Below are 26,522 nucleotides of genomic sequence, written 5' to 3' on the forward strand. Positions count from 1 at the left end.
ACGGAACGTCTCCATTCCTCCACAGCAGCGTCATCGAGCGCTGCCATGCGTCGGACGACGCGCCGGTAAGCGTCGCGTAGCCCCCGGCGCTACGCCGGCGCCCGGTACCGCGCCACGACGACCGTGATGTCGTCGTCCGGGCTCGGGCACCACCCCTCGACCTCCCTCAGGATCCTGTCTCGGATCGCCTCGGCCGGCGCGCTCTGCACGGCCTCGATGGCGGTGCAGAGCCGCTCCAGCCCGAACTGCTCGCGGTGCGCGTTGCGCGACTCCGTCACGCCGTCGCTGTAGAGCACGAGGACGTCCCCGTCCTCCAGGACGAACTGGGCGTCCCGCGTCACCTCGTCGATGACGGGCAACACGCCGATCCAGACGCCCGAGCTCGGGATGCACACGCACCGCCGCGTGCGCGCCGAGCACACGATGATGTCGTCGTGCGCCCCCGCGAACGTCACCCGCCCGCCCCGCTCGTACCGGAGCAGGAGCAGCGTCGCGTGCTCGTCCCGCTTCAGGCGGCCGCGCACGTTCTTGTAGAGCGCCTTGTTGAGCGCCGCGAGCAGCTCGCTCGGGCTCGCGCCCGGGTCCCTGCTCGTCAGCGCCGACACCATGCTCTGGATCATCAGCATCACGAGCCCCGCAGCGAGCCCGTGCCCCGCGACGTCGCCGATCCCGAGCCAGCCCCCCTCGGGCGTCGCGATGACATCGTAGTAGTCACCGCCCACCTCGGCCGCCGGCGTCATGGCCGCGGAGAGCTCCAGCCCCTCGATGTGCAGGTGCTCCGGCACCAGCGTCGTCTGGAGGCGCGCCGCGAGCACCGTCTCCTGCCGCTCGCTCTCCTGCTCCAGCCGCTCGCGCAGCTCCACCTGCCGCACCATCTCCCGGTGCAGCGCCACGGTCTTCACCGCCGAGCCGATCTGGAGCCGCAGCGCGTCGTAGACCATCTCGTTCATGCCGCTGTTCAGCGCCATCACCCCGAAATACTCCGTGTCACCGAAGGTGAGCGGCATCACGACGACGCTCCTGCGCTCGCTCGAGCTCAGGAACCCCGGAGGGGCCAGGGAGCGCGACGGGAAGATCTCGGTCGGCGGCGCCACTGCGCGGCCGTCCTCCATCAGGAAGAGCGTCTTCAGGGTGGCTCGCTGGGCGTCGTCGTAGAGCGAGACGGCGGCGCGCGTGAAGTGCAGCCTCGGCATCTCCGAGGCCAGCATGCGCTGGAAGAGCGGCAAGCTCAGGCACGTCGAGAACCACCGCCCGCTCCAGCTCAGGTCGATCGAGGCGACCTCGACGTCGAGGCGCTGCCGCCCCTCGACGCGCACGGACGCGCTCCCGATGAGGACGCGGCACGCATGCCACAGCTGCTCCAGGGCCTCGTTCACGGCGGCGTCGCCCCCGTCCTCGACCGGCCGCCGGAGCCGCGCGCGCAGGAGCGTCACCACGCCCTGGAACAGATCGAGGAACACCCCCTCGCGCCCGGCCGTGTCGAGGACGCGCTCCAGCACGTGCAGGAAGCACCCCTCGTGGCCCTCGAGCTCCTCTTCCAGCGCCGACAGGAGCCCGCCGGCCCAGCCGTCGAGCGACGCGGCCGGGATCCCCACGGCCTGCTCGAGCGCGCGCTCCAGCTCGTGACGCCGGCCGCCGAGCGACACCGCCCCGAGGCGCGGCGGGCTCGTGAGCGGCCGCATCGCGACCGCCTGGTACGCGCAGCCGCAGGACTCGCGCCGCGTGAGCTCGATCTGCTGCATGTTCCGATCGGGGACGGCCTCGCCGTCGAGCATGCGCACGACCGTCTCGAGCGCGATCTCCCCGAGCCGCTTGATCGGCTGACGCACCGTCGTCAAGGACGGCTTCGCGTAGCGCGCCACGCCCACGTCGTCGAAGCCGCACACCAGGATGTCCCTCGGCACGTGGAGGCCACGCGCCTTCAAGAGCTCGATCGCGCCGAGGGCCATGTTGTCGTTCGCCGCGACGACGGCGTCGAGCTCGACCCCGCGGTCCAGGATCTCGGCCATCGCGGCGCGGCCCGTGTCGATCGTGAACTGGCCGCTCGCGACGAGGCGCTCGTCGTACGGGATCGCGCGCGCGGCGAGCGCCTTACGGAACGCGTCGGCGCGGATCTTCGCCTCCTCGTTGTTGACCGGCCCGCCGATGTACGCGACGCGCCGGCACGCGTGCTCGTCGAGCAGGTGGCCGGCCGCCATCTCGATCCCGAGGCCGTTGTCCACGACGATGCTCGGGATGCCCTCCAGCGGGATCCCGATGCTGCAGAGGGGCATCGGCGCGTAGTCCTCGCAGAAGCGCTGCACCCCCTCGGCGCCGACGAAATTGCACAGCGTCGCCGACGCGACCACGATGCCGTCGACCGCCTCCGCGCTGACGAGGCGGTAGATGCTGTTCTGGGCGGCCTCGGAGGGACCATGGGCGGAGAGCGTCTCCCCGACGGCGATCACGAGGTTGACGTCGTGCGCCTCGGCGGCGCGCTCGACCCCGATCCGCAGCGCGGATTGGTACTCGCCGCGCACATAATCCATCACGAGGGCGATCGTCCGGCGCTTCTTCATCTTGTCCTGCGGCTCTCCGTCAGGTGTCCTCGATCGAGACCAGCTCCGGAGACATGCGCTCGAGCGCCGCCAGGCTCCGTCTTTGCCATCCAAGCCGCGCGTCCGTGCGGAACTGCACCTTGCACTTCAGCCCCTGGCCCGCGAGCCCGCAGGTGAAGCTGATGAACGCTTTCAGGCAGCTCGAGTTGAGAAAGTAAAGAGCCCTTATATCGAACTGCACCACGCTGATGGAGAGGCGCATGACCTCCGCCTGGAGGGCCCTGAGGCAAAGGCCGAGCGGCGGCGCCGCCGCCATGTCGCCCGTGCCGGTGAGCTTGACGCCGAGGGTGTCGTCCCTCAGCGTCGGCTCGATCCCGAAGCTCTCCGTGACGACAGGCTCAACCCGTAAACCGCTCATCTCCCCTCCATCCCGCAACGGGCGCCTGCGCGATGATCGTCAGCCTGCTCCCCTCGATCGTGTAGTCCACGTCGAGCCCGCCCTCCGCGCGCACCCGCGCGAGGCCGAGCCCGGATACCCCTTCTACCATCGCCGTCTCACGGATGAGTTCGTCATAGTGCTTCACAGGATCGCTCGCCGACCTCAGCGCGGAGAGCCGCCGCTCCACCTCGCGCAGCCGCTCCGGCGACGCCTCGTTCCGCGCGCGAATCACGAGGACCCGCGCGCCCTCGCCCCCCTCCAGCGCGAGCTCGAGGCTGACCTCCCGGCCGGACGAGTACTTGACGAGGTTCTCGGCGAGCTCGTGCGCGGCCATGTAGAACCGCGAGCTCGCACTCTCATCGTCCAGCACCATCCCACAGAAGCTGGACACCAGCCGCAACACCGCGCTAGCCATCCGTTCACTCGGGAAAAACGTGATGCACAAGAACGGTGAAGCGTCCTGGCCCAGTCCGGAAGCTAACACGGTTCACGCAGCGTACGTAATTCTTGCACCGGATCCAATCCCCCTTGGTCGGCCGTGTGCTCATGTAGGCGAGCGAACGATCGCGAGCGCCCGGCGCGCCGTTCACGTCGTCCGTCACGACCCCAGCGTTCGCCGCTCCGCCGCTCCGCCGCGCGCGTCGGCCGCGGCTCGACCGATGCGTCAGGGCTGCCGGGGGGCGCGGTACCTCGCCACGACGATCGTGATGTCGTCGTCAGGGCTCGGGCACCACCCCTCGACCTCCTTCAGGATCCGGTCACGAATGACCACGACGGATTCGGTCTGGACGGCCTCGATGGTGGTGCAGAGCCGCTCGAGGCCGAACTGCTCATGGTGGGCGTCGCGCGCCTCGGTCACTCCATCGCTGTAGAGCACGAGGACGTCGCCGTCCTCCAGGACGAACTCGGCGTCTCGCGTCATCTCGTGGATGGATGGCAGCGTGCCGATCCAGACCCCCGTGCTCGGGATGCACACGCAGCGGCGCGTCTTCGCGCGGCACACGAGGATGTCGTCGTGCGCCCCCGCGAACGTCACCCGCCCGCTCCGCTCGTACCGCAGCAGGAGCAGCGTCGCGTGCTCGTCCCGCTTCAGCCGACTGCGGACGTTCTCGTACAGCGCCGCGTTGATCGCCGAGATCACCCTGGCGGGGCTCGCCCTCGGATCCCTGCGCGTCAGCGCCGAGACCATGCTCTGGATCATCAGCATCACGAGCCCCGCAGCGAGCCCGTGCCCCGCGACGTCGCCGATCCCGAGCCAACCGCCGTCGGCGGTCGCGAGCACGTCGTAGTAGTCGCCGCCCACCTCGGCGGCCGGCTTCATGACGGCGCAGAGCGAGAGCCCCGCGACCGACAGCCGTTCCGGGACCAGCGTCGTCTGGATGCGCGCCGCGACGACGCTCTCCTGGCGGACCCTCTCCTGCTCCAGCCGCTCGCGCGCCTCCACCTGGCGGACCATCTCCCGGTGCAGCGCCGCGGCCTTGACCGCGGAGCCGATCTGGAGGCGGAGCGCGTCGTAGATCAGCTCGTGCGCGCCGCTGTTGAACACCGCGACACCGAACTTCTCCTCGTCGCCGAACGCGACGGGGAGCGCGATCATGGTCGTGCGCTCCCGGCCCCCCAGGAACCCGTCGGGCGCGAGGCGCCGCGCCGGGAAGCTCGCCGCCGGCGGCTCCACCTCGCGGCCGTCCTCCATCAGGAAGAGCGACCTCATGACACCTCGCTGCGCCTCGGGAGCGTCGTCATACAGGGACACCGCGGCCCGCGATATCCCGAGGACAGGCAGCTCCGACGCGAGCACGCGCTTCAGGCTGGGCAGGCTCAGGCACGTCGAGAAGCTCCGCGCGCTCCAGCTGAGGTAGGTCGCCGCGAGCTCCACGCTCAGCCGCCGCTCCCCCTCGATCCGCATCGACGCGCTCGAAATGACGATGCGCGACACGTGCCAGAGCCGCTCGAGGGCATCGTAGAGAGCGACGCCCCCGCCGCCCGACGGCGGCCGGCCGAGCCGCTCCCGGAGCACATCGATCACGCCCTGGAAGTGATCGAGGATCGCGCCCCCGCGCCCCGCCGCGTCGAGGAGCGCCTCGAGCGCGTGCCGGAAGCGGCCCTCCCGCCCCGCGAGCTCGTCCTCCAGCGCCGACAGGAGCTCGCCAGGCCAGCCGTCGAGCGAGCCAGTCGGGATGGCCACGCTCCTCCTGAGCGCGGTCTCCAGCGACTCCCGCCGCGCCGCGACCAGGGACGCCCCGTCGCGCGCCGCCGAGGCCGACGGCGAGAGCGAGGCGCTCGCCTGAACCCGGCAGCCGCACGACTCACGGCACGTGAGCTCGACGTCGAGGAGCGCCATGTCCTGGACGACCTCGCCGTCGAGCATGCGCATCATCGTGTCCATCGCCTGGGCCCCGAGCCGCTTCATGGGCTGGCGAACGGTGGTCAGCGACGGCTTGGAGAAGCGCGCGATGAAGGCGTCGTCGAAGCCGGATACGAGGATGTCCTGCGGGACGCGGAGCCCCCGCTCCGCGAGCAGCTCGATCACCCCGAGGGCCATCTTGTCGTTGGCGGCGACCACGGCGTCGACCTCGACACCTCGGTCCAGGATGTCGCGTATCGCGACACGGCCGCTGTCGATCGTGAACGCGCCCACCGCGAAGAGGCGCTCGTCGAGCGGGAGGCCGCGCGCCGCGAGCGCTCCCCAGTAGGCGTCGGCGCGCGCCCTGGCCTCCTCGTTGTTGGCCGGTCCGCCGACATACGCGATGTTCCGGCGCCCGTGGACGTCGATCATGTGCCCGACCGACAGCTCGATCCCGAGGCCGTTGTTCACGATGAGGCTCGGGATACCGTCGATCGCCATCCCGATGCTGAAGACGGGCAGCGGCGCGTACGCCCGGAAGAACGCCCGCATCCCCTCGATCCCGATGTGGTGGCAGAGGGTCGCCGACGCGACGATGATGCCGTCGACCGTCTCCGGGCCGATGAGCTGATAAACGCTGTTCTGGGCCGCCCCCCCCTCGCCGGGCAGCGCGAGCGTCTCTCCGAAGGCGATCACGAGATTGACGTCGTGGGCCTCCGCGGCGCGCTCGATGCCGAAGCGCACCTCGGACTGGTAGTCTCCCCCGACGTAATCCATCAGGAAGGCGATCGTCCGGCGCTTCTCGCTCATCTACCGCGGCTCTCGCGTCAGGCGTCGGCGATGGAGACGAGCTCCGGAGACATGCGCTCGATGGCCGTCAAGCTCCGCCGTTGCCAGCCCAGCCTCGCGTCGGTGAGGAACTCCACCTTGCACTTCGGCCCCTGGCTCGCGAGGCCGGCGATGAAGCTGATGAACGCCTTCAGGCAGCTCGAGTTCAGGAAGTAAAGGGCCCTCACGTCGAACTCGATGGCGCTCACGCGGAGGCGCGCCGCCTCGGCGTGGAGGTCCTTGAGGAGCAGACCGAGCGGCGCGACCGCCGCCATGTCGCCCGTGCCGGTGAGCTTGACGACGACGGTGTCCTCCCTCAGGGCAGGCTCGATCCCGAAGCCGTCCGTGACGACGGGCTCAACCCTTAAGCTGCTCATCGACCCTCCACCTCCCCACCGGCGCGTGCGCGATGATCGTCAGCTCGTTGCCCTCGATCTTGTAGTCCACGTCGAGCCCGCCCTCCGCGCGCACCCGCGCGAGGCCGAGCCCCGACACCCCTTCTATCATCGCCGTCTCACAGATGAGCTCGTCATAGTGCTTCACAGGATCGCTCGCCGCCTTCAGCTCGAAGAGCCGTCTCTCCACCTCGCGCAGCCGCTCCGGCGACGCCTCGTTCCGCGCGCAGATCTTCATGACGCAGGAACTCTCGCGCTCCTCCAGCGCGAGCTCCAGGCTGACCTTGGGGCCCGAGGAGTACTTGATGATGTTCTCGGCGAGCTCGTGCGCGGCCATGTAGAACCGCGAGCTCACGTTCGCGTCGTCCAGCACCATGCTGCAGAAGCTGGACACCAGCCGAAGCACGCTGTTGGCCATACGCTCGCTCGGGTGGAACGAAATGCAAAGAAACAGTGACCCGTTCTGACTCGGTTCGGACACTGACACGATTGGCGGAGCGTACGTGGTTCTCAACCCGGATCCAATCCCTTCTGCTGACACCGACGATAGCGCTCATGTAGGAAAGCGGGCGGCCTCGGGCCACAGTTGCCACAGTTACAGTTATCGAGGCGCGCTGTACCTCGCCACGACGACCGTGATGTCGTCATCGGGGCTCGGGCACCAGCCCTCGACCTCGCCGAGGATGCGGTCCCGGATCGCCTCGGCGGGCGCGCCCTGGGAGGACTCGATGGTGGTGCAGAGCCGCTCGAGGCCGAACTGCTCATGGTGCGCGTTGCGCGCCTCCGTCACGCCGTCGCTGTAGAGCACGAGGACATCCCCGTCCTCCAGGACGAACTCGGCGTCTCGCGTCATCGCGTCAATGGCGGGCAGCGCGCCGATCCAGACGCCAGAGCTCGGGATGCACACGCAGCGGCGCGTCTTCGCGCGGCACACGATGATGTCGTCGTGCGCCCCGGCGAACGTCACCCGCCCGCTCCGCTCGTACCGCAGCAGGAGCAGCGTCGCGTGCTCGTCCCGCTTCAGCCGACTGCGGACGTTCTCGTACACCGCCCCGTTCACCGCAGAGAGGATGTCCCCGGGGCTGGCGCGCGGGTCGTTGCGCGTCAGGGCCGAGATCATGCTCTGGATCATCAGCATCACGAGCCCTGCAGCGAGCCCGTGCCCCGCGACGTCGCCGATCCCGAGCCACCCGCCCTCGTCCGTCGCGAGCACGTCGTAGTAATCGCCGCCGACCTCGGCGGCCGGCTTCATGACCGCGGAGAGCTCGAGGCCATCGACCGAGAGCTGCGCCGGCACCAGCGTCGTCTGGATGCGCGCCGCGACGACGCTCTCCTGGCGGACCTTCTCCTGCTCCAGCCGCTCGCGCAGCTCCACCTGCCGCACGACCTCCCAGTGCAGCGCCGCGGCCTTGACCGCCGAGCCGATCTGGAGGCGGAGGGCGTCATAGACCATCTCGTTGGCGCCGCTGTTGAGCACCGCGACACCGAACTTCTCCTCGTCGCCGAACGCGACCGGGAGCGCGATCACGCTCCTGCGCTCTCCGCCGCCCAGGAACCCTTCGGGCGCGAGGCGGCGCGCCGGGAAGCTCTCCGCCGGCGGCTCCAGCTCGCGGCCGTCCTCCATCAGGAAGAGCGCCTTCATGGTGGTGCGCTGCGGGTCGTGCGCGGTGTCATAGAGCGACACCGCGACCCGCGAGAACTGCATCCGCGGCAGCTCCGACGCCATCATGCGCCGCAGGATGGGAAGGCTCAAACAGGTCGAGAAGCTCCGCGCGCTCCAGCTCAGGTAGAGCGACGCGAGCTCCACGTTGAGCCGCTGCTGCCCCTCGGCGCGCACCGACGCGCTGCCGATGACGATGCGCGAGGCGTGCCAGATCCGCTCGAGCGCCTCGTCGAGGACCGCGTCCCGGAAGGCCCCGTGGCCCCGGCGGTACTGCTCCCGGAGCAGCGTGATCATGCTCTGGAAGTGCTCGAGGATCGCGCCCTCGCGCCCCGCCGCGTCGAGGAGCGACTCGATCGCGCGCAGGAAGCGGCCCTCGCTCCCCTCGAGCTCCTCTTCCAGCGCCGACAGGAGCAGGCCGGCCCAGCCGTCGAGCGAGCCGGCGGGGATCGCGACGCTCTTCTCGATCAGGCGCTCCACGTCGTCCCGCTGGCCAGCGGAAGGGAGCGACGCGCTCCACGCCTTGCTCGAGGGCGCGCCCACGGGCTCCACCTGGTAGCCGCAGCCGCAGGACTCGCGCAGCGTGAGCTCGACCGGGAACAGGTTGTACTCGGGGACCGGCTCGCCCTCGATCATGCGCACGATCATGTCCACGGCGCGCGCGCCGATGCGCTTGATGGGCTGGCGGATGGTGGTCAGCGACGGCTTCGCGAAGCGCGCGATGACGGCGTCGTCGAAGCCGCACACGGGGAGGTCCTTCGGGACGCTCAGGCCGTGCGCCTTGAGCTCCTCGATGGCCCCGAGCGCCATGTTGTCGTTCGCGGCGACCACGGCGTCGAACGCGGCCCCGCGCCCGATGATCTCCCGCATCGCGGCGCGCCCGGTGTCGATCGTGAAGCCGCCGAACGCGACGAGGCGCTCGTCGACGCGGAGCGAGCGGTCCGCGAGCGCGCGCCTGTAGGCGTCGGCGCGGACCTCCGCCTCCTCGTTGCTCGGCGGGCCGCCGATGTACGCGACGCGCTGGCGCCCGTGGTCGTCGACGATGTGCCCGACCGAGAGATCGAGCCCGAGGCCGTTGTCGACGACGAGGCTCGGGATGCCGTCGATCGCCATCCCGAGGCTGCAGATCGGCAGCGGCGCGTAGGACCGGCAGAACCGCTTCATCCCCTCGATGCCGACGTGGTGGCAGAGCGTCGTCGAGGCGACGATGATGCCGTCGACCGTCTCCGCGCCGATGAGGTGATAGATGCTGTTCTGGGCCGTGCTGGCCGCCCCGGGGAGGGCGAGCGTCTCGCCGAAGGCGATGACGAGATTGACGTCGTGCGCCTCGGCGGCGCGCTCGACCCCGAAACGCACCTCGGACTGGTACTCTCCTCGTACGTAGTCCATCAGGAGGGCGATCGTCCGGCGCTTCTTCATCGTGTCCCGCAGTCCTCGCTTCAGGCGTCCGCGATGCGCTTCAGGCGTCCGCGATGGAGACCAGCTCGGGGGACATGCGCTCGAGCGCCGTCAGGCTCCGCCGCTGCCACCCCAGCCTCGCGTCCGTGAGGAATTGCACCCTGCACTTCAGCCCCTGGCCCGCGAGCCCGCAGATGAAGCTGATGAACGCCTTCAGGCAGCTCGAGTTCAGAAAGTAAAGAGACCTTACGTCGAACTCCACGGCGCTCACGGAGAGGCGCGCCACCTCCGCCTGGAGGGCCTTGCAGTAGGAGCCGAGCGGCGCGGCCGCCGCCATGTCGCCCGTGCCGGTGAGCTTGATGCTGAGGGTGTCCTCCCTCAGGGCCGGCTCGATCCCGAAGCTGTCCGTGACGACGGACTCAACCTTTAAGCTGCTCATCTCCCCTCCATCTCCCAACCGGCGCGTGCGCGATGATCGTCAGCTCGTTCCCCTCGATCTTGTAGTCCACGTCGAGCCCGCCCTCCGCGCGCACCCGCGCGAGGCCGAGCCCCGACACCCCTTCTACCATCGCCGTCTCATGGATAAGCTCGTCGTAGTGCTTCACAGGATCGCTCGTCGTCTTCAGCTCGAGCAGGCGCCTCTCCACCTCGCGTAGGCGGTCGGGAGAGGCCTCGTTCCGCGCGCGGATCTTCAGGATACAGGAGCTCTCGGCCTCCTCCAGCGCGAGCTCCAGGCTGACCTTGGGGCCCGTCGAATACTTGGTGATGTTCTCGGCGAGCTCGTGCGCGGCCATGTAGAACCGCGAGCTCACATTCGCGTCGTCCAGGATCATCCCGCAAAAGCTGGACACGAGCCTCAGCACCGCGGTCGCCAGGCGGTCGCTCGGGAAGAACGTGATGCACAGGAACAGCGATGCATTCAGGTTCGGTTCGGACGCGGGCACGATTGCCACAGCCTACGTCGTTCCCGCAGCGGAGCCAACGCCTTCTGCTCTCGCGCGAGCGCGGTCGCGGTCGCGGTCGCGCGCGCGGGTGAGGGCAGGCCCTACAATACGGCGCGACGGCGGGCCTTGGCTTTGACCTGCCGCGTCGGCCGCGTCGGCCGCGGCCTCACGGCCGCGGGACGAGCCGCTTGCCCTGGGCCCTCAGGTTCGACACCGCCTCTCCCACGCGCTGGGCGAGCGGCAGCCCCCGGGGCACCACGTGGCCGGTCGCCCCGCCAACGCGGCCGAACGACCATGAGAGCACCGAGCCGTCGGCGTCCCACGGGGCGAGCCGCTCGCGGCCGTCGGACGGCATGGCGCCGACGAGCTCGTGCCGCTCCAGGTCGAGCGCCGCGATCCGGTCCGCCGACGAGAGCAGCAGCGTCTTGCCGTCGGGCGCGGCGGCGATGTCCTCCCACTCCGCCCCGCTCACGCCCTCGAGCACCCGCTCGGTGAGGCCGGCGCGGCGGATCACGACGACGCCCGTCGCGTCCGCGAAGGCCGCGTCGCCCGGCAGGGGGCCGTCCGCGATCGCGGTCGCGCGCGGCGTGGCGTACCCGAGGACCCGCACCTCGCCCCGCGCCTCGTCGATGCGCGCCAGGGCGCCGGAGCTGAACGCGAGCCACAGGCCGGGGCCGACGTCGCCGCGCGCGGCGCTCGGGCGCGCCTCGTAGACGTAGCCGTCGGTCACCGCGATCGTGCGGGACGACAGGTCGCGGAGCGACGTCGCGACGAGGTTCCCGTCGAGCTCCTGCGTGAACAGCGTCCGGCAGGCGGCGTCGACGCCGAGCACGAGCGCCGGCGCCCTCGGCACCACCTCCACGGTCGCGCCGGTCACCGCGTCGAACAGCGTCCACACCCCCTCGTCCCGGCGGTACGCCATGAGCCGGCCGTCGTCACAGGCGCGCAGCAGGTGGCCCCGCCGCGCGGCCGTGCGGCGCCGCGAGCCCTCGTCGTACAGGCGCACCTCGCCGCCGATGTCGAAGGCCACGACGCCCCCCCGCCGCAGCGCGGCGGCGGCCGAGGCGGCCGCGTCGCGCACCTCGGGGCTCCCCTCCGGGTCGAGCCCCTCGAACCCGAGGAGGCGCTCCGCGGCGGGCGCGCCCGGGCTGAACAGGACGAGGTCGCGCGTGAGCACGCGCCGGTCCGGCAGCCGCCACCCGCCGACGAGCGCGTGCGGGCCGACGTCGCGCTCGGCGAGGTCGGCGATCTCGCCGCGCGTGCGCAGCGGCCGCGGCGCTCCCTTGCCCGGGGACGCCTCGCACGGCGAGCCCTCGGGCGGCGGATCGCCGGCGGCCCGACCGCCCTTCCGGAGGTAGTGCCAGACGCTGCCGCCGCTGCCGCACACGCCCAGATCGAGCCCGCCGGCGTCCCAGCGCGCCGACGCGGGCGCCGGATCGGTGTCGAGCTCGAAGAGCGGCGCCTCGGGCCGGTCGAGGGCGTAGATCGCCGTCCTGCTCTGCTGCACGAGCGCGATCACGGGATCGCGCGGGCTGAACCGGCCGAGCACGGCGGGCGCGCCCAGGGTGATCTCGGCGCCCGCGCCGGCGCCGGGCCCCCAGAGCAGCGCCCTGCGCCCGAGCACCGCCGCCACGTGCGCGCCGTCGGGCGAGACGCCGAGCACGTTGCCGCGGAACGGGTGCCGATCGACCGCCTCGGCGCCGCCGCCGCGCCGCATGTCCCAGCGCGCGATCCCGCCGTCGGTCGAGCAGGCGAGGACGGGCGCCGCCTCGGCCGCGTGGACGGCGCTGCTGCAGCGCACCGGCGCGACCGCGGCCAGCGCGACCGTCCCGCCCTCCCGCAGCCGGAAGACGCGGACCTCGCCGGTGACCGAGCGCGTCGCGAGCGCCGTGTCGAACGCGAACGGCACGCGCTCCACGTGCGGGGCGTCGTGCGGCCGCAGCGCGAGGACGCGCGGCGATTTGGCGCGCGGGGCGCTCTCCGGATCGGCGTCGAGCGCCACGTCGTCGATGACCTCCGGGTCGGGCGGGCGCAGGTCGGCGACGAGCAGCGAGCCCCCGGGGCCGCCGGCGATGACCCACCGATCGTCCCACGGCAGCGCCGGCCCCACCACGCCGTCGACGGTCAGGAAGCGCGCGCGCGGCAGGCCCACCGCGGCGGACGCGAGATCGAGCGGCAGCGCCGCGTCGTCCGCGCGCCGCGCGAGGGCCGCGGCGATCCACGCGGCGCGGTGGTACGGGTCCTCCGTGCGGCGCGCCTTGCCGATGAGCTCGGCAAGCTCGGCGCGCTCCTCGGCCTCGCGCGCCTTGGCCTCGGTCTGCGCCTGGCGCGCCGCGACCCACCGCTCGGCGACGAACGCCGAGGCGACGGTGAGCCCGAGCGCCACGGCCGCGCCGATCTTCTTGGCGCGCTGGGCGCGGGCGCGCCGGAGGCTCTCGCGCACGAGCGCCTGCTCGCGCCGCGGCAGCCGCGAGGCGAAGGCCGCGCTCTTGCTGACCTGATCGAGCAGGTCGCGGCGCAGGAGGAGATCGCGGCTCTCGCCGGAGCGATCCCACACGTCGGCGGCCTCGCGGAGCCGCTCGAGCAGGATGAGCCGCTCCATGTGCAGCGCGCGGGTGGCGGCGGCGTGCGGCCAGCTCGAGACGAGCGACTCGTGGGCGAGCTCCACGGACCTGTCGCGGCGGACGAGGAGGCGCGCGCGCTCGAGGGCGCCGAGGACGCGGTCGACGTCGGCGGGCGGGGCGGCGACGGCCTCGACGAGCTCGGCCTCGGCCCAGCGGACGCGCGACCCGTCCATCGCGCCGAGCCGGAGCAGCGCCTCGTCGGCGATCGCGCGGTCCTCCGGGGCGAGGGCTTTGACAGCGGCGTCGGCGTGCCGCGCGAGGGCGCCGCGCACGCCGCCGAGCTCCTGCCATGTCTCGCCGCTCAGCGCGCCGCGCGTGGCGCGCGCGCGCTCCCACCATTCGGCGAGGGCGAGCGCGATGAACGAGAGCGCCGCCCCGCCGCTCCGGAGCTCGCGCTGCGCCTCGGCCGCGACCTGGGCGAGCCCGCGCACCTCGGCGCCGGCGAGCTTCGCCGGGCCTGCGACGAGGTCCTTCACGGCGGCGGCGGCGGGCAGCCCCACGTAGCGCAGCGCGGCCCGGAGACCCTCGCCGGCCGGGGTGGCGAGGAGGGCCGCGGTGCGGTCGTCGGCCTCGTCGAGCACGCCGATGAGCCGGAGGCCTCGCCGCGGCTCGCCGGTCGCGAGCGCGCCCACGAGGGCGGCGAGGCGCCCGTCGCCGAGGGGCGCGATGGGGTCGACGATCAGCGCGACGCCGACGGCGGACGCCATGCAGAACCTGGTGAGGGCGTCGAGGTCCGCGGACTCGAGCTCCGGCGAGACGGCGGCGAGCGCGCGCGCGAGGGCGCCGTCGGGGTCGTCGCCGGGGGTGAGGCGCGCCTCGATCCAGTCGTCCTTCTGGTCGACGTGGCGGCGCGCGAGGTGGGGCACGAGCCCCGCGGAGGCGAGCGAGGTCTTGCCCGATCCTCGCGGCCCCTGGAGCACGACGCACGGCTCGAACTCGAGCTCGCGCCCGAGGCGCGCTGTGTCGTCGTCGCGCCCGAACAGGAGCCCCTCGTCGGTGGACGAGAGCGGCGCGAGGCCCCTGTACGGCCGGTCGGGGACGCCGTGGGGCCGCTCCCAGACCTCGTCGAGCAGCTGCGTCAGCTTCCCCGGCGTGACGCGCCGGTGCGCGGGGTCGACGGACAGGAGCCGCTGGAGGAGCGCGACGAGGCCGCGCGGCAGCCGCGCGGGGTCGCGCTCGAGGTCGCGCATGGTGCCGCGCAACGTCGCGGCGCGGAGCTCGGTCCACCAGGCGGAGACGCTCGCGGGGTCGGAGCAGTCGTCCGGCTCGTCGGGCACGGCGTGCGGGAGGCGCCCGGTGGCGAGCTGCGCGATGCAGACGGCGAGCGCGTAGGCGTCGGTGGCGGCGGTCGGCTCGGCCATCTCGAGCACCTCCGGCGCCATGAAGCCCGGTGTTCCGATGACGTTGCGCGCGGCGCCGGGGCTGTCCGCGCCGGCGAAGGCGCGGCGCGTGGAGGCGTAGACGTCGCGCTCGGCGAGGAACGCCGCCGTGCCGAGGTCGCTCCCGCCGCTGTCGTGGCCGCCGCCGACGGCGACGGCGGGGGGCGCGCCGGGGGCGCGGGAGACGGGGGCGCCTGCGCGCCGCGAGATGCCGAAGTCGAGGACCTTGAGGGCGCCGTCCTGCGTGAGGAACAGGTTGGCGGGCTTGAGGTCGAGGTGGACGACGCCGCGCGCGTGGATGACGTCGAGCGCGCCGGCGACGTCGCGGGCCCAGGCGACGACGCGGCGCCAGGGGATGCGGCGGCGGAAGCGGATCAGGTCGGCGAGGTTCCGGCCCTCGAGCAGCTCCATCGAGACGAACGGGGTCTTCGGCGCGCCGTGGAGGATGCCGGCGGCGTAGATGGTGACGAGCGACGGGTGGCGGAACGAGGCGAGGAGCTTGGCCTCGTCGGCCCAGTCGGCCGCGTCGGCGAAGTCCGAGACGAGGAGCTTGAGGGCGACATCGCGGAACGGCGCGCCGTCGGGCAGGAGCTCCTCGGCGCGCCACACGTCGCCGAAGCCGCCCCGGCCGAGGCGGACGCGGAGCCGGTAGCGGCGGTCGAGCACGTCGCCGGGGGCGCGCGCGAGCCCGCCCGCGGGCATGGGCACCGGGCCCGGATCGCGGGAGGAGCTCCCCTCGTCGACGAGCGTGCGGTCCATCGCGGGACGACGGTATCACCGGCGCAGCGAGAGGTGGACGGTCCCGCTCACCGCAGCCCCCGACGCCGCGGCGGTCCGCCCGGCTGCGTGGCCATCGAGAGCCCGGCGCGCGACACTGCCGCACAGGGGAGAAGCGGCGCCGCGACGGGAGCTCTCGCCGGAAGAACACCTCGATCTCGAGCGCGCATCGGAGGCGAGGCACGAGCACGCCGGCGGCGAGCGCTTCGTGCTCGCAGCCACCAACCTCTGAATCTGTGGTTTCAGCGACACCGCATCGAACCGGTCCACCAGCGCTGTAGCGGGGAGTCGTCCCGGTTCAGGACGAAGACTGTCATGGCGCCAGGTTCGCCACTTCGCTCCATTCCCGCACGGAATGCCCGGGGAGGCGCCCCGAGGATGTCGCCCGAGGTCGCGAGGAGCGCTGAGCGCCGCCAGGCTGGACTTCCATACCTTGCCGCGTATTCTGCCGGCGGGCGAGCCTCTGTCCGACCCGGGGACGGCGGAGGCTCGAGATGGTGTGTGGGGGGCGTCACGCTTCTTTGGGCGGCAGACGCGGAATACGGGACCTTGGTGCCATGATCGATCTATCGGGTCACACGCTGTTCGAGAGGGTATACGAAGGCTCCGAGAGCGTGCTGTACCGCGGCCGCCGGAACGAGGACGGCGCGCCGGTCGCGGTCAAGATGCCTCGGTCCGAGTTCCCGACCGCCAGGGATCTCGCGCGGCTGCGGCGCGAGTTCGCGATCCTGCGGGACGCGGGCGAGGTGGCCGGCGTCGTCAAGGCGCACGCCATCGAGAAGTGCGGCAGGGGCCTCGCGCTCATCATGGAGGACCTCGGCCCCTCCTCGCTGCACGCCGTGCTGAAGGCGCGCAGGCTCGACGTGGGCACGGCGCTCCGTATCGGCATCGCGCTCTCGGGCACCCTCGACGCGCTCCACGGACTCCGGATCATTCACAAGGACATCAAGCCGCTCAATATCCTGATCGACGAGAAGACGCACAGCCCGCGGCTCGTCGACTTCGGCATCGCGGCGCGCATCTCGAGGGAGACACCGGAGACGGCCCCCCCGGACGCGCTCGAAGGCACCTTGTCGCACATCGCCCCGGAGCAGACTGGCCGCATGAACCGGAGCGTCGATCTGCGCGCCGATCTCTACTCGTTCGGCGTCACGCTCTACGAGATGCTGACAGGGGCCCTCCCGTTCCAGGAGGGCGATCCCACCGCGCTCATTCACAGCCACATGGCGCGGATGCCGACGCCGCCGCACGAGCGCGCGCCGGGGGTGCCCCACGCGCTCTCGGAGGTGATCATGAAGCTCCTGGCCAAGATGCCGGAGGACCGATACCAGAGCGCCCGCGGGGTCAAGCTCGACCTCGAGGAGTGCCTCCGGCGGTGGGAGGCGGCGGGCCGCGCCGATCCGTTCCCCCTGGGCCAGCACGACCGGCCCCTGGATTTGCGCGTTCCGCAGCGGCTCTATGGCCGGGATCACGAAGTGAATGTGCTCCTGTCCGCCTTCCATCGGGCTCGCCGGGGCGCGGCCGGGCTGGTGCTCATCTCGGGTTACTCCGGCGTCGGCAAGACCACGCTGGTGAACGAGATCCACAAGCCCATCGCCCGTCATGGTGGGTATTTTGCGAAAGGCAAGTTCGATCCGATCAACAGGGATGTCCCGCTCGCGTCGGTGGCGCAGGCCTTCCGTGAGCTCATCCGGCAGATCCTGACGGAGTCGGCGGCGGCCGTCGAGGGGTGGAAACGCAAGCTGCTCGCTGCGGTCGGCGCGAACGGGCAGCTCCTCCTGGAGCTGATCCCGGAGCTCGAGCTGATCCTCGGGCCTCAGCCGGACGTACCGGCGCTCGGGCCGACCGAGGCCAGGAACCGCTTCGATCTGCTGGTGCAGCGCTTCGTGCAGGTCTTCGCTGCCTCGACGCACCCGCTGACCCTCTTCCTCGATGATCTGCAGTGGGCCGATCCGGCGTCGCTCAGGATCCTCCAGCGCCTCCTCACGGACGCGGAGGGCAACCACCTCCTGATCGTCGGCGCCTATCGGGACAACGAGGTGGACGCCGCCCACCCGCTGCACGCGACGCTGGGCGAGCTTCGCAAGGCGGGCGCGGCGATCGCCGAGCTCACGCTCAAGCCCCTCGACATGCCCACGGTCGCGCAGATCGTCGCCGACACGCTGAGCGCGCAGCCGCATGCGAGCGCGCCGCTCGCGGCGCTGGTCTTCGAGAAGACCGAGGGCAACCCGTTCTTCCTGGGCCAGCTCCTCGGCGCGCTCCACGACGCGGGGGCGCTGTGGTTCGATGCGCCCTCGGAGGCCTGGGCATGGGACGCGGCGCGCGTCCGGGAGGCGGTCGCCGCCGACAACGTGGTCGACCTCATGCTCGACAAGCTGCACCGGCTCCCGCCGGCGACGCAGCGCGCGCTGAAGCTCGCCGCGTGCCTGGGCCACGCGTTCGATCTCACCACGCTGGCGGCCGTCCACGAGAAATCGCCCGCCGCGACGGCCGCCGATCTGTGGGACGCGCTGCGCGGAGGCGTGATCGTGCCGCTCGACAGCGATTATCGCTTCTTCGACGAGAGCGCGGGCACGGAGCCCTCGGCCCCCTCCGAGGTCAAGGTATCGTATCGGTTCCTGCACGACCGGGTGCGCCATGCGGCCTACTCGCTCGTCGAGCCTTCGCACAAGGAAGCGCTGCACCTGGCGATCGGCCGGCTGCTCCGGGCGCGGGCCGGCGAGACGCCGCCGGACGAGGATTTGCTCGACGTCGTTCGCCACCTGAACCTGGGCGCGCGGGGCATCGCCGACGAAGCCGAGCGGGTCGCCCTCGCCCGGCTCAACCTGCGAGCCGGCAGGGCGGCCAAGACCAGGACAGCCTATCAGGTGGCCGCAGGTTACTTCAGCGCGGGGATCGAGCTGCTCGGGGACGCGGGCTGGGGGCGCCACGAGGATCTCTGCTTCACGCTCAGCCGCGAGAACGCGGAGTGCGTGTACCTGAGCGGCGCGCCCGAGCGGGCCGAGGCGCTCTTCACGTCCCTCTTGCCCCGAGCGAGGTCGAACGTGGAGCTGGCGCAGGTCTACACCCTCCGCGTGCTGCTCTACACGACGCTGGGGAGCTTCGTGGACGCGGTGCGCGTGGGCGGCGAGGGCCTCAGCCTGCTCGGCTTCACGCCGCCGCGCACCGAGGCGGAGCGGCAGGCGTGCTTCGAGGCCGAGCTCGCGGAGCTCCAGGCGAACCTGACGGGACGGCGCATCGAAGACCTCATCGATGCGCCGAGGATGGACAACCCGGAGCAAACAGCGTTGCTGCAGCTCCTCAGCGATATGAGCGGGGCGATCTTCACGATGAGCCCGGAGATCTACCCGCTGTTCGTCCTCAAGCAGGTCAACACCTCCCTGAGGTACGGGAACTCGGACGTGTCCGCCTTCGGCTATGCTGCCTACGGGTTCCTGCTCGCTGCCCTGCACGGGCGGCCCGCGGAGGGCCGTGCGTTCGGCCGGCTCGGCCTCGCCTTGAGCGACAAGCTCCGAAACGCCAGCCTGGCCGCCAGGGTGAACAACGTCTACGCCGCGTGCTCCCACCTGTTCGAATCCGTGCGTGACGGGATAACTTATTTCCTGAAGGCGCGCCAAGGAATGCTGGAGTCAGGCGACTTGGCCTATCTCGGCAGCGCATGGATGTCCTCGGTCTGCAACATGTTCACCGCGGGCTATCCGCTCGAGGAGCTGCGCGAGGAGGTGGGGCGAGGCCTCGTCATGTCGCGGCGAACGAGCGACGTGCTCACCACTGCCGTGCTGACGCTCGTGAGACAGGCGATCACGAGCCTGCAAGGAAAGACGCGGGGCCGCGACAGCCTGAACGACGACCATTTCGACGAGAGCGAGTTCCTCGCGAAGCTCAACGAGAGGGACCATTTTCCGGCATTCTTCGTTCACGCGATGCTCAAGCTGCAGCTTCGTTATCTCTGCGGCGATCGCGAGGGGGCCGCGGCGAGCGGCGAGGACGCCGAGGCCAGGAGCGCGGCCATGTTCGGCATGTATCAGCCGACAAAGCTGCATTTCTATACCTGCATGGCGCTCCTCGCGCTGCCCGCCGCGGCCTCGCCCGACGAGGCGGAGCGCCGCGCGCGGACCATCGCCCGCCACAAGGAGCGGATCGCGGGCCTCGCCGCGAGCGCTCCCATGAACTTCCAGCACCTGCTGCTGCTCATCCAGGCCGAGGAGGCGCGCGTCGCCGGCGATCAGCTCGAGGCCATGGGCCTTTACGACAGGGCGATCTCCCTGGCCCGGGAGAACGAGTTTCCTCACGACGAGGCGCTCGCGAACGAGCTGTGCGCGATGCTGCACCTCCGCGAGGGCAGGACGAAGGTGGCGCGCGCCTACATGATCGACGCGCACCTCGGCTACCGGCACTGGGGAGCGACGGCCAAGGCGGATGCGCTCGCGCGCGATCACGCCGCCCTGCTGCCCTCTTCGATCGGCAGCGAGCAGATCTCGTCCATCCCCTCGGCGACGTCGGGCCCGGCGCACGCGGGGACCATCCTCGGCCGGACGACGGTCGGCAACCTGCGGGACGCCGCGCTGATCGTGCGCGCCGTGCAGGGCATCGCCGGCGAGACGGAGATCGAGCGGGTGATCGAGCGCCTGGTGACGCTCGTGCTCGGGAACTCCGGCGCGCAGCGGGGGGCGCTGGTCCTGGAGCGGGACGGGCGGCTCTTCGTCGAGGCGACCTTCGGGGTCGAGCCCGGGACGCTCGCGCTCGGGCCGAGCGAGCCGCTCGATGTGCGCCCCGATCTTCCGCACAAGGTCGCGCTGTTCGTCGCCCGCACCCGCGAGCCGCTGGTCCTCGACGACGCCCGCGCCGATGCCCGGTTCTCCGACGATCCGTGCATCCTCCGGCAGGGCACGCGATCCGTCCTGTGCCTGCCGCTGATCCACCAGGGCCGCATGAGCGGCGTCCTTTACCTGGAGAACAACGCAGCGAGCAGGGCGTTCAACGCGAGCCGCGTGGAGCTGCTCGGCCTCCTGTCGTCCCAGGCCGCGATATCCATCGAGAACGCGCTGCTCCTCTCGGGCATGCGGGTCGTGAAGGAGCAAGTCCTGCACGCCAACCGGCGGCTCGAGGCCGAGGTCGCGCAGCGCACCGAGGAGCTCCAGCGCTCCAACACGCAGCTCAGCGCGAGCAACGAGCGGCTGAAGATCGAGCTCGCGCAGCGCGAGCAGGCGGAGCGGGAGCGGGCCGCGCTGCAGCGGCAGATGTTCGAGGCGCAGCAGTCGAGGCTGGCGGAGCTCTCGACGCCGCTCATCCCGATCACCGATCGGATCATGGTGATGCCGCTCATCGGGACGATGGATGCCGCGCGGGCGGCCCAGGTGCTGGAGGTCGCGCTCGACGGCGCCCAGCGCCACCAGGCGCGCGTCGTGATCCTGGACATCACGGGGATGAAGCACATCGATACCCAGATTGCGCAGACCCTCGTGGGGACAGCCACTGCGCTGCGGCTGCTCGGCACGGAGGCCGTGCTCACCGGCACACGCGCCGAGGTCGCCCAGGCGATGGTGGGCCTGGACATCGAGCTGAAGTCCATCGTCACCATGGGCACCCTTCAGAGCGGCATCGCCTATGCGCTCCGCCGCGCCGGGCAGTCGACCGGGATCGGCGCGCCGCTGTCCTCTGGGCCAGCCCGCGCGCGCCCGCCGGCGAGGTGAGGATCGGGCGGTCACGCTCGAACCGATCGTGAAAGTCAGAGAGCGCCGACGGCGCTCTCATGCACGTGCTAGGACACCGACGATCACGTTGATCGAGCGAGAAATGAGCCGCCAAGGCGCCAAGGACGCCAAGAACAAGACACAATCTTGGCGTCCTTGGCGCGCTTGGCGGTTCAAATTCCTGTTCTTTTCTGGGGTTTCAACCCGTTTGTCGCTCCAGTCCGGGCCTGCGGCGTACGTTCGGCCGCCTCACGCCTTGATGGCGTCGAGCTCCCCCGGATTGCTGATGCCAGGCCCGTCGGTGACGTTGCCTGCGCCGTCGGTGGTGAACGCCGGCCCGCTGCCGCCGAAGCCGGCCGCGACCGCATCGGAGACGCCGAAGCGATCGACCGGAACCCAGTTGGGCGTCCCGGCGCCGAGCGCGTTGATCAACGTCGTGTAGAGCTTGTTCAGCGGGACGGTTCCGCCCGACGAGCCGGTGTTGCCGCTGTTGCTCTCGCCCTCCGCGCCGCTCGAGCAGGAGGCTTCGCTGTTGCCTGCCTCGAGCTTCCCGCTCCCGACGTTCACCGAGACGCCCTGCTTGAGGTAACCGCCGGCGCTGCCGGCGATCACGATGGGCAAGTTGTTGTTGTTGTGCGCGTTGCCGTCGGCGAGCTCCGGCAGCCACATGACCGCGGAGTTGTCGAGCATGGTGCCTCCGCCCTCCTCGACGCTGTCGATGGTCTTGACCAGCTTGGCGTACCGACCCGCATACCAGCGGTCGATCTCGTGGATCTGCTCGATGACGCCGCTCACGCACTGGCCGCCGACGGCGGCGCTCCCGTTCCGGTGCGAGAGCCCGTGATGATCATGGGTGTGCGCGATGCCGTCCCACTTGAACGTCACGAAGCCCGGCCACTGGAGCACGATAGAGCGGTTGTTGTCGCACATCATCGTGAGCGCGATGAGCCGGATCATCATCTCGCTGCCGAGCGTGTACACCGTCTCGCTGCTGGGGAAGCCGCCGCCGCGAGCGGGGTAGCCCGCCTGCGTGAGGGCGGCGTCCGTGATGCCGAGGGCGGTCGCCGACTCCGCCGTGCACGCAGAGGGGACGACCCGCTGCTCGGTCTCGCGGAGCAGGGAGAGCCAGTCGTCGATCTTCTTCCGATCGCCGCCGCTCATCTTGCGGGCCTTGTAGGCGTTCAGATCATGGCTCACCAGATCGATGATGCTCTCGCCGCGAGCCACGCGATAATCCGCTTCGGTCGCGGTGCCGCTCGTGAAGAGCCCTGTCAGGCTGCTGTACACCGTCCGCGCGTTGGTCACGGGCGCGTACGGCGTCTTCGGCGCCGAGTACGATACGATACCCTTGACGTTCGTGAACGCATTGCCGACGGAGAGCACGAGCGGGACCTTGTTGGTGCCCTGGTTGAAGCGCTGCGCGATCTCGTGATCGAGCGAGTGCGACAGCGCCCAGTGCTCTCCGGCGGGATCGAGGGGCGCGCAGGTCAGCTTGCTGCCCATGCCCTGATCGTGGGGATCGAAATACGCCGTGCCGTCCACCTTGTTGTTGAAGCCGTTCAACGGCATCGCGAGCCCGCGCGGGAAGAGCAGCTTCGACGCGAAGGGCGCGAGCGGGGCGAGGGTCCGCGGCTTCCCGTCCGCCTGCGACGTCTCCAGGGACGCCGCGGTGACGCTCCCGACCCCGCTCTCGATCGTCGGGAACCAGCGGTTCGTCAGGCAACCGTTGTTGGTGTAGAAGATCACCAGGCGGCGCGGCGACGGCGCTTCCTGCGCTCGCGCGGAGCGGTCGAGCGTATTCAAGAAGGGGACGGCGAGGGCCGCGCCGCCAAGTCCACGCAGGAACAGTCTTCGGTTCACGGCTCCACCTCCGCCTGCAGGGCACGAACTCGGAACGATTGACTCTGTGTGAGGTCTGCGATGAGGTCGAGCACCGTGTAGCCGCCCTGGGTGAGCTTGGCGGTCAGCTCGTCCACGGTGCAGGAGTCCTCGTTGTTCAGCTCGCGCTGGTAGGCGAACGAGACCCACTTTCGCACGTAGCACTTGTGCGCTGCCGGGGAGCTCGCGATGGCCTCGGAGAGCGCCACCGGGCCGTCGACCGCCACGGTGTCGTCGCCCACGCCGACGTCCACCCGTGTGTCGATGGGCGCGCCCGAGAACGATTCTGTCTGCTGGTAGGCGCCCACGGCGTCGTACGCCTCGAGGGCGAAGCCCGCCGGGTTGATGTACGTGTGATGGCAGAACTTGCAGGAGTCTCCCGCCGTCTGCGCGTCGACCCGAGCACGGTTGGTCGTCAGGCTCTCGTCCGTGGGCAGCGGCGTGCCCTCCACCATCGGCGGCGGCGGCGGGATGTCCGCGCAGAGGACCTGCTTCTGCAAGAACGCCCCGCGCAGGATGGGCGACGTCCGGTCGTACCCCGAGTGCGACACCAGGAAGCCCAGGCGGGTGAAGAGGCCAGAGCGCTTCGTCGGGTCGAGCTCGACCGGCACGAGCTCCGCGCCGTTGAACTCCGCAGGATCGAGGTCGTAGAGCGGCGCCAGCGAGGCGTTGACGAACCCCACCGGCGTGGTGACCAGATCCTGGAACGTTCCGGCCTGGTCGAAGACGACGTGCTCGATGAAGCGCTCGGTCTCCTCCGACAGGAGCGGGCCCATCGACGCTTTGAAGTCCGGGAAGGCGGCCGGATCACGCTGGATGTCCGACCAGCGCGTGCCGGGGCCCATGTGGAGGTAGAGCTCGTGGAAGGCCTTGACCATCCCGCGGCTCTTGGGATCCGCCAGCATTCGCTGCGCCTGCGCGAGGATCTGCTCCGGCGTCTGCAGCGCATCGGCGTCCGCCGCTGCGAACAGCGCGTCGTCCGGCATGGTTCCCCAGATCAGGTACGAGAGGCGCGACGCCACTTCGTGGCTGTTCAGGACGAAGTACTCGCCCTCGGGCTTCTCGCTGATCTCTGCGCGCATCAGGAAGGAGGGAGAGAGCAAGAACCCCTCGATGATCAGCTGGGCGCCGTCGTCGAACGAGCCGGTCGGCGTGAGCGCCTGGCGGCGAGCGTAGAGGGCCTGGAAGAGCCCTCTCTCCTCCTCGGTGAGCGGTCGCCGGAAGGCGCGCCGTCCCAGCGTATCGATGAGCTGGTGCGCGCACGCGGCGCCGTCGCCCGACGGCGTGCACGGGATGGTCTTGGCGCGCGCCCTGGGGTCTGCCATCACCGCCGCCGCCACCGTCGCTGCAGCGGTCTTGTACCCGTCCCACGCGCGCTGATCGACGCTCCCGACGCCGTCGGGTGCGAGCATCGACGACGGCTGGTTGTCGATGCCGACCAGATCGCGAATCGTGTTGTCGTACTGCGCCCTCGTGAGGCGCGGCAGCGCCGACGTCCGCGGGATGCCCGGCACACACACCGTCGGCTCGACGCCGGGGCCGCCCCCCGCCGAGCCGTCCCCTCCGACGCCGTCTCCGGTTCCAGACCCGTTGCCAGAGCCGTTACCAGACCCGTTGCCAGATCCGCTCCCAGGCCCGTCGCCAGCCCCGCTGCTCGCCTCCGGGTCATCGCCGCCGCCGATCATCGCGGTGCAACCGCCCATGGCTGCGTAACTCGCCGTGAGCAGCACAGGAACGATGAACCGTCTCGCCCACGTGTTCATAGGACTCACCTCGTCCGAGGAGCTCTCACATCGAGCATCGCCCAGACATCAGGATGCCTTGTCGTGGGTCGCAGATCACGAGTTTTCTCGTATTTTCGTCTTGGCGCAAGTTTGCTTTCGCCCGGCAAATCCCCTGGTTTGCAAGGCGCCTGGGCGAGGCGCGTGAGTAGAATTTCGACTTCTCTTGTGATACAGCAATTGTTGCGTGAGAGTGGCATGGCATTAGTGAACGTTCACATGGATTCGACGTACAGCGGACGGCGCCACGCGACCCAATGCGCTCTTCGCGCGAACCGGACCAAGCCTGCGCAGGAGCGGCCGGACACGCTCTCGGCGCTGCTCCGCTGAGCGATTCGAGCGGTCGCCGACCAAACCAGCTTTCGGGCATGGAGGACCATGAGAAAAATTCTTCTGACTCTGCTGTTCCTGTCGATCCCCGGCTGCGGTGATGACCCCGCCGACACCACGACGTCGAGCACCACGACGTCGAGCGGCGGGGACAACAGCGGAGGAGCAGGCTCCTCAGGCAGCTCATCGGTCTCAGGAGGGGGTGGGAGTGGATCCACCGGCACGGGCGGCCCAGGCGGCGTCGAAGACAGCGGCGCGAGCTGCCCCGAGCCGACGTTGCCTGCCGCGGCATCTCTCCCCGTCTACGAAGCTCATCACGATCCGTTCACGATGCTGGATGGATCGCGCATCACGAAGAAGTCGGAATGGGCATGTCGACGCGCGGAGATCAAGGCGCAGGTCGAGGAGTACGAGTCCGGACCGAAGCCCGCGGTGTCCAAGGATGACGTGACGGGGGAGTTCTCGGGGAACAAACTGACGGTCGGCGTCAACGAGGGCTCGAAGAGCGTCTCCTTCTCCGTCGACGTCAACCGGCCTGCCGGGGCGCCTTCCGGGCCGATTCCACTGCTCATCAGCCTCTACGGCTTTGGCAGCGTGACCCTGGACGCGAGCGTGTTCAGCCAGAACGGCGTCGCGACGGCCATCTTCAACAACAACGACATGGGCGCCCAGGGCGGCGGCGGCACGCGTGGGACGGGGATCTTCTACGACCTCTACGGCAAGGACCACCCGGCCAGCTCGATGATCGCGTGGGCCTGGGGTATCAGCCGGATCATCGACGCGCTGGAGAAGACCCCGGCGGCCAACATCGATCCGAAGCGCATCGCCGTGACGGGTTGCTCGCGCGATGGAAAGGGCGCTCTCACGGCGGGAGCGTTCGACGAGCGCATCGTGCTGACGATCCCCCAGGAGTCGGGCGCCGGAGGCTCGGCGAGCTGGCGCGTCTCACAGGCAGGGAAGGACGGTGGGGAGAACGTGCAGACCCTGTCCAGCGCGGCGGGTGAGCAGCCGTGGTTCCGCGAGAGCTTCGGCTCGAACTTCGGCAACAAGGTGACGACCCTCCCGTTCGATCATCACATGGTCATGGGCCTCGTCGCTCCGCGCGCGCTGCTCGTCGTCGACAACAAGATCGATTGGCTCGGCATCGACAGCACCTTCACGGCCGGGTCCATCGCCCACGCGATCTGGGAGGGGCTCGGCGTGCCCGACCGGATGGCCTACTCGCAGCTCGGCGGCCATGAGCACTGCCAGTTCCCCGCGCAGCAGCGGGCGATCCTGGAGGCGTACGTGAAGAAGTTCCTCGTCGGGGGCGGCACCGACGACACCAACCTGCTCGAGAGCGACGGGGCGAAGGCCGACCTCGGCCGGTGGATGACGTGGACGCCGCCGAACCTCCAGTGACCGCCGGGCTCACTCGTCGCGGGAGCCCAGCCCGAACCGGTCGATGCGCCGGTTGACCGCATGCTCGGGCCTGCTGCGCCCTACACCATGTACATCCAGGTCTGCCTCTTGCAG

General features: G+C 70.7%; 14 protein-coding genes. 2 read left to right on the forward strand and 12 right to left on the reverse strand.

What is annotated here, in order from left to right; genetic code table 11:
* Positions 1–89: 89 nt before the first annotated feature.
* From POL72_RS06300 to POL72_RS06345, 10 genes are all read right to left on the reverse strand, one after another.
* Entirely contained in the window at positions 90–2,558 is a 2,469-nt protein-coding gene (locus tag POL72_RS06300) for a SpoIIE family protein phosphatase (RefSeq protein WP_272094111.1), read from the reverse strand.
* A 19-nt stretch (positions 2,559–2,577) separates the two neighbouring features.
* On the reverse strand, positions 2,578–2,955 hold the full coding sequence (locus tag POL72_RS06305) for a hypothetical protein (RefSeq protein WP_272094112.1): 378 nt from the start codon (positions 2,953–2,955) through the stop codon (positions 2,578–2,580).
* Positions 2,936–3,349, reverse strand: coding sequence for a hypothetical protein (locus POL72_RS06310; protein WP_272094113.1), 414 nt, complete (start codon positions 3,347–3,349; stop codon positions 2,936–2,938). The genes POL72_RS06305 and POL72_RS06310 overlap by 20 nt, the downstream gene beginning before the upstream one ends.
* Before the next feature lie 291 nt (positions 3,350–3,640).
* Positions 3,641–6,130, reverse strand: a complete 2,490-nt coding sequence (locus POL72_RS06315) for a SpoIIE family protein phosphatase (protein ID WP_272094114.1) — start codon at positions 6,128–6,130, stop codon at positions 3,641–3,643.
* 17 nt (positions 6,131–6,147) lie between these two features.
* Complete coding sequence (locus POL72_RS06320; RefSeq protein WP_272094115.1) at positions 6,148–6,525, reverse strand: hypothetical protein; 378 nt, start codon at positions 6,523–6,525, stop codon at positions 6,148–6,150.
* The gene (locus tag POL72_RS06325; protein ID WP_272094116.1) at positions 6,506–6,961 is read right to left on the reverse strand and encodes a hypothetical protein; all 456 of its coding nucleotides are present in this window, start codon (positions 6,959–6,961) and stop codon (positions 6,506–6,508) included. The genes POL72_RS06320 and POL72_RS06325 overlap by 20 nt, the downstream gene beginning before the upstream one ends.
* A gap of 183 nt (positions 6,962–7,144) precedes the next feature.
* A complete protein-coding gene (locus POL72_RS06330; protein WP_272094117.1) occupies positions 7,145–9,622 on the reverse strand; it encodes a SpoIIE family protein phosphatase in 2,478 nt (825 codons plus the stop codon).
* A 40-nt stretch (positions 9,623–9,662) separates the two neighbouring features.
* Positions 9,663–10,040: a hypothetical protein gene (locus POL72_RS06335; protein WP_272094118.1), complete on the reverse strand. Its 378-nt coding sequence runs from the start codon at positions 10,038–10,040 to the stop codon at positions 9,663–9,665.
* On the reverse strand, positions 10,021–10,554 hold the full coding sequence (locus POL72_RS06340) for a hypothetical protein (protein ID WP_373372160.1): 534 nt from the start codon (positions 10,552–10,554) through the stop codon (positions 10,021–10,023). Before POL72_RS06340 ends, POL72_RS06335 begins: the two co-directional genes overlap by 20 nt.
* Before the next feature lie 157 nt (positions 10,555–10,711).
* Entirely contained in the window at positions 10,712–15,307 is a 4,596-nt protein-coding gene (locus POL72_RS06345; RefSeq protein WP_272094120.1) for an nSTAND1 domain-containing NTPase, read from the reverse strand.
* 575 nt (positions 15,308–15,882) lie between these two features.
* Here POL72_RS06345 and POL72_RS06350 point away from each other — a divergent pair.
* Complete coding sequence (locus POL72_RS06350; RefSeq protein ID WP_272094121.1) at positions 15,883–21,018, forward strand: AAA family ATPase; 5,136 nt, start codon at positions 15,883–15,885, stop codon at positions 21,016–21,018.
* A 249-nt stretch (positions 21,019–21,267) separates the two neighbouring features.
* On the opposite strand, the gene POL72_RS06355 is transcribed toward POL72_RS06350, so the two are convergent.
* Positions 21,268–22,878, reverse strand: a complete 1,611-nt coding sequence (locus tag POL72_RS06355) for a DUF1552 domain-containing protein (RefSeq protein ID WP_272094122.1) — start codon at positions 22,876–22,878, stop codon at positions 21,268–21,270.
* Positions 22,875–24,659, reverse strand: a complete 1,785-nt coding sequence (locus tag POL72_RS06360) for a DUF1592 domain-containing protein (protein WP_272094123.1) — start codon at positions 24,657–24,659, stop codon at positions 22,875–22,877. Before POL72_RS06360 ends, POL72_RS06355 begins: the two co-directional genes overlap by 4 nt.
* 396 nt (positions 24,660–25,055) lie before the next feature.
* Here POL72_RS06360 and POL72_RS06365 point away from each other — a divergent pair, with 396 nt between their 5' ends.
* On the forward strand, positions 25,056–26,408 hold the full coding sequence (locus POL72_RS06365) for a glucuronyl esterase domain-containing protein (protein ID WP_272094124.1): 1,353 nt from the start codon (positions 25,056–25,058) through the stop codon (positions 26,406–26,408).
* Positions 26,409–26,522 lie beyond the last annotated feature (114 nt).

Source organism: Sorangium aterium, assembly GCF_028368935.1.
GTDB lineage: Bacteria > Myxococcota_A > Polyangia > Polyangiales > Polyangiaceae > Sorangium > Sorangium atrum.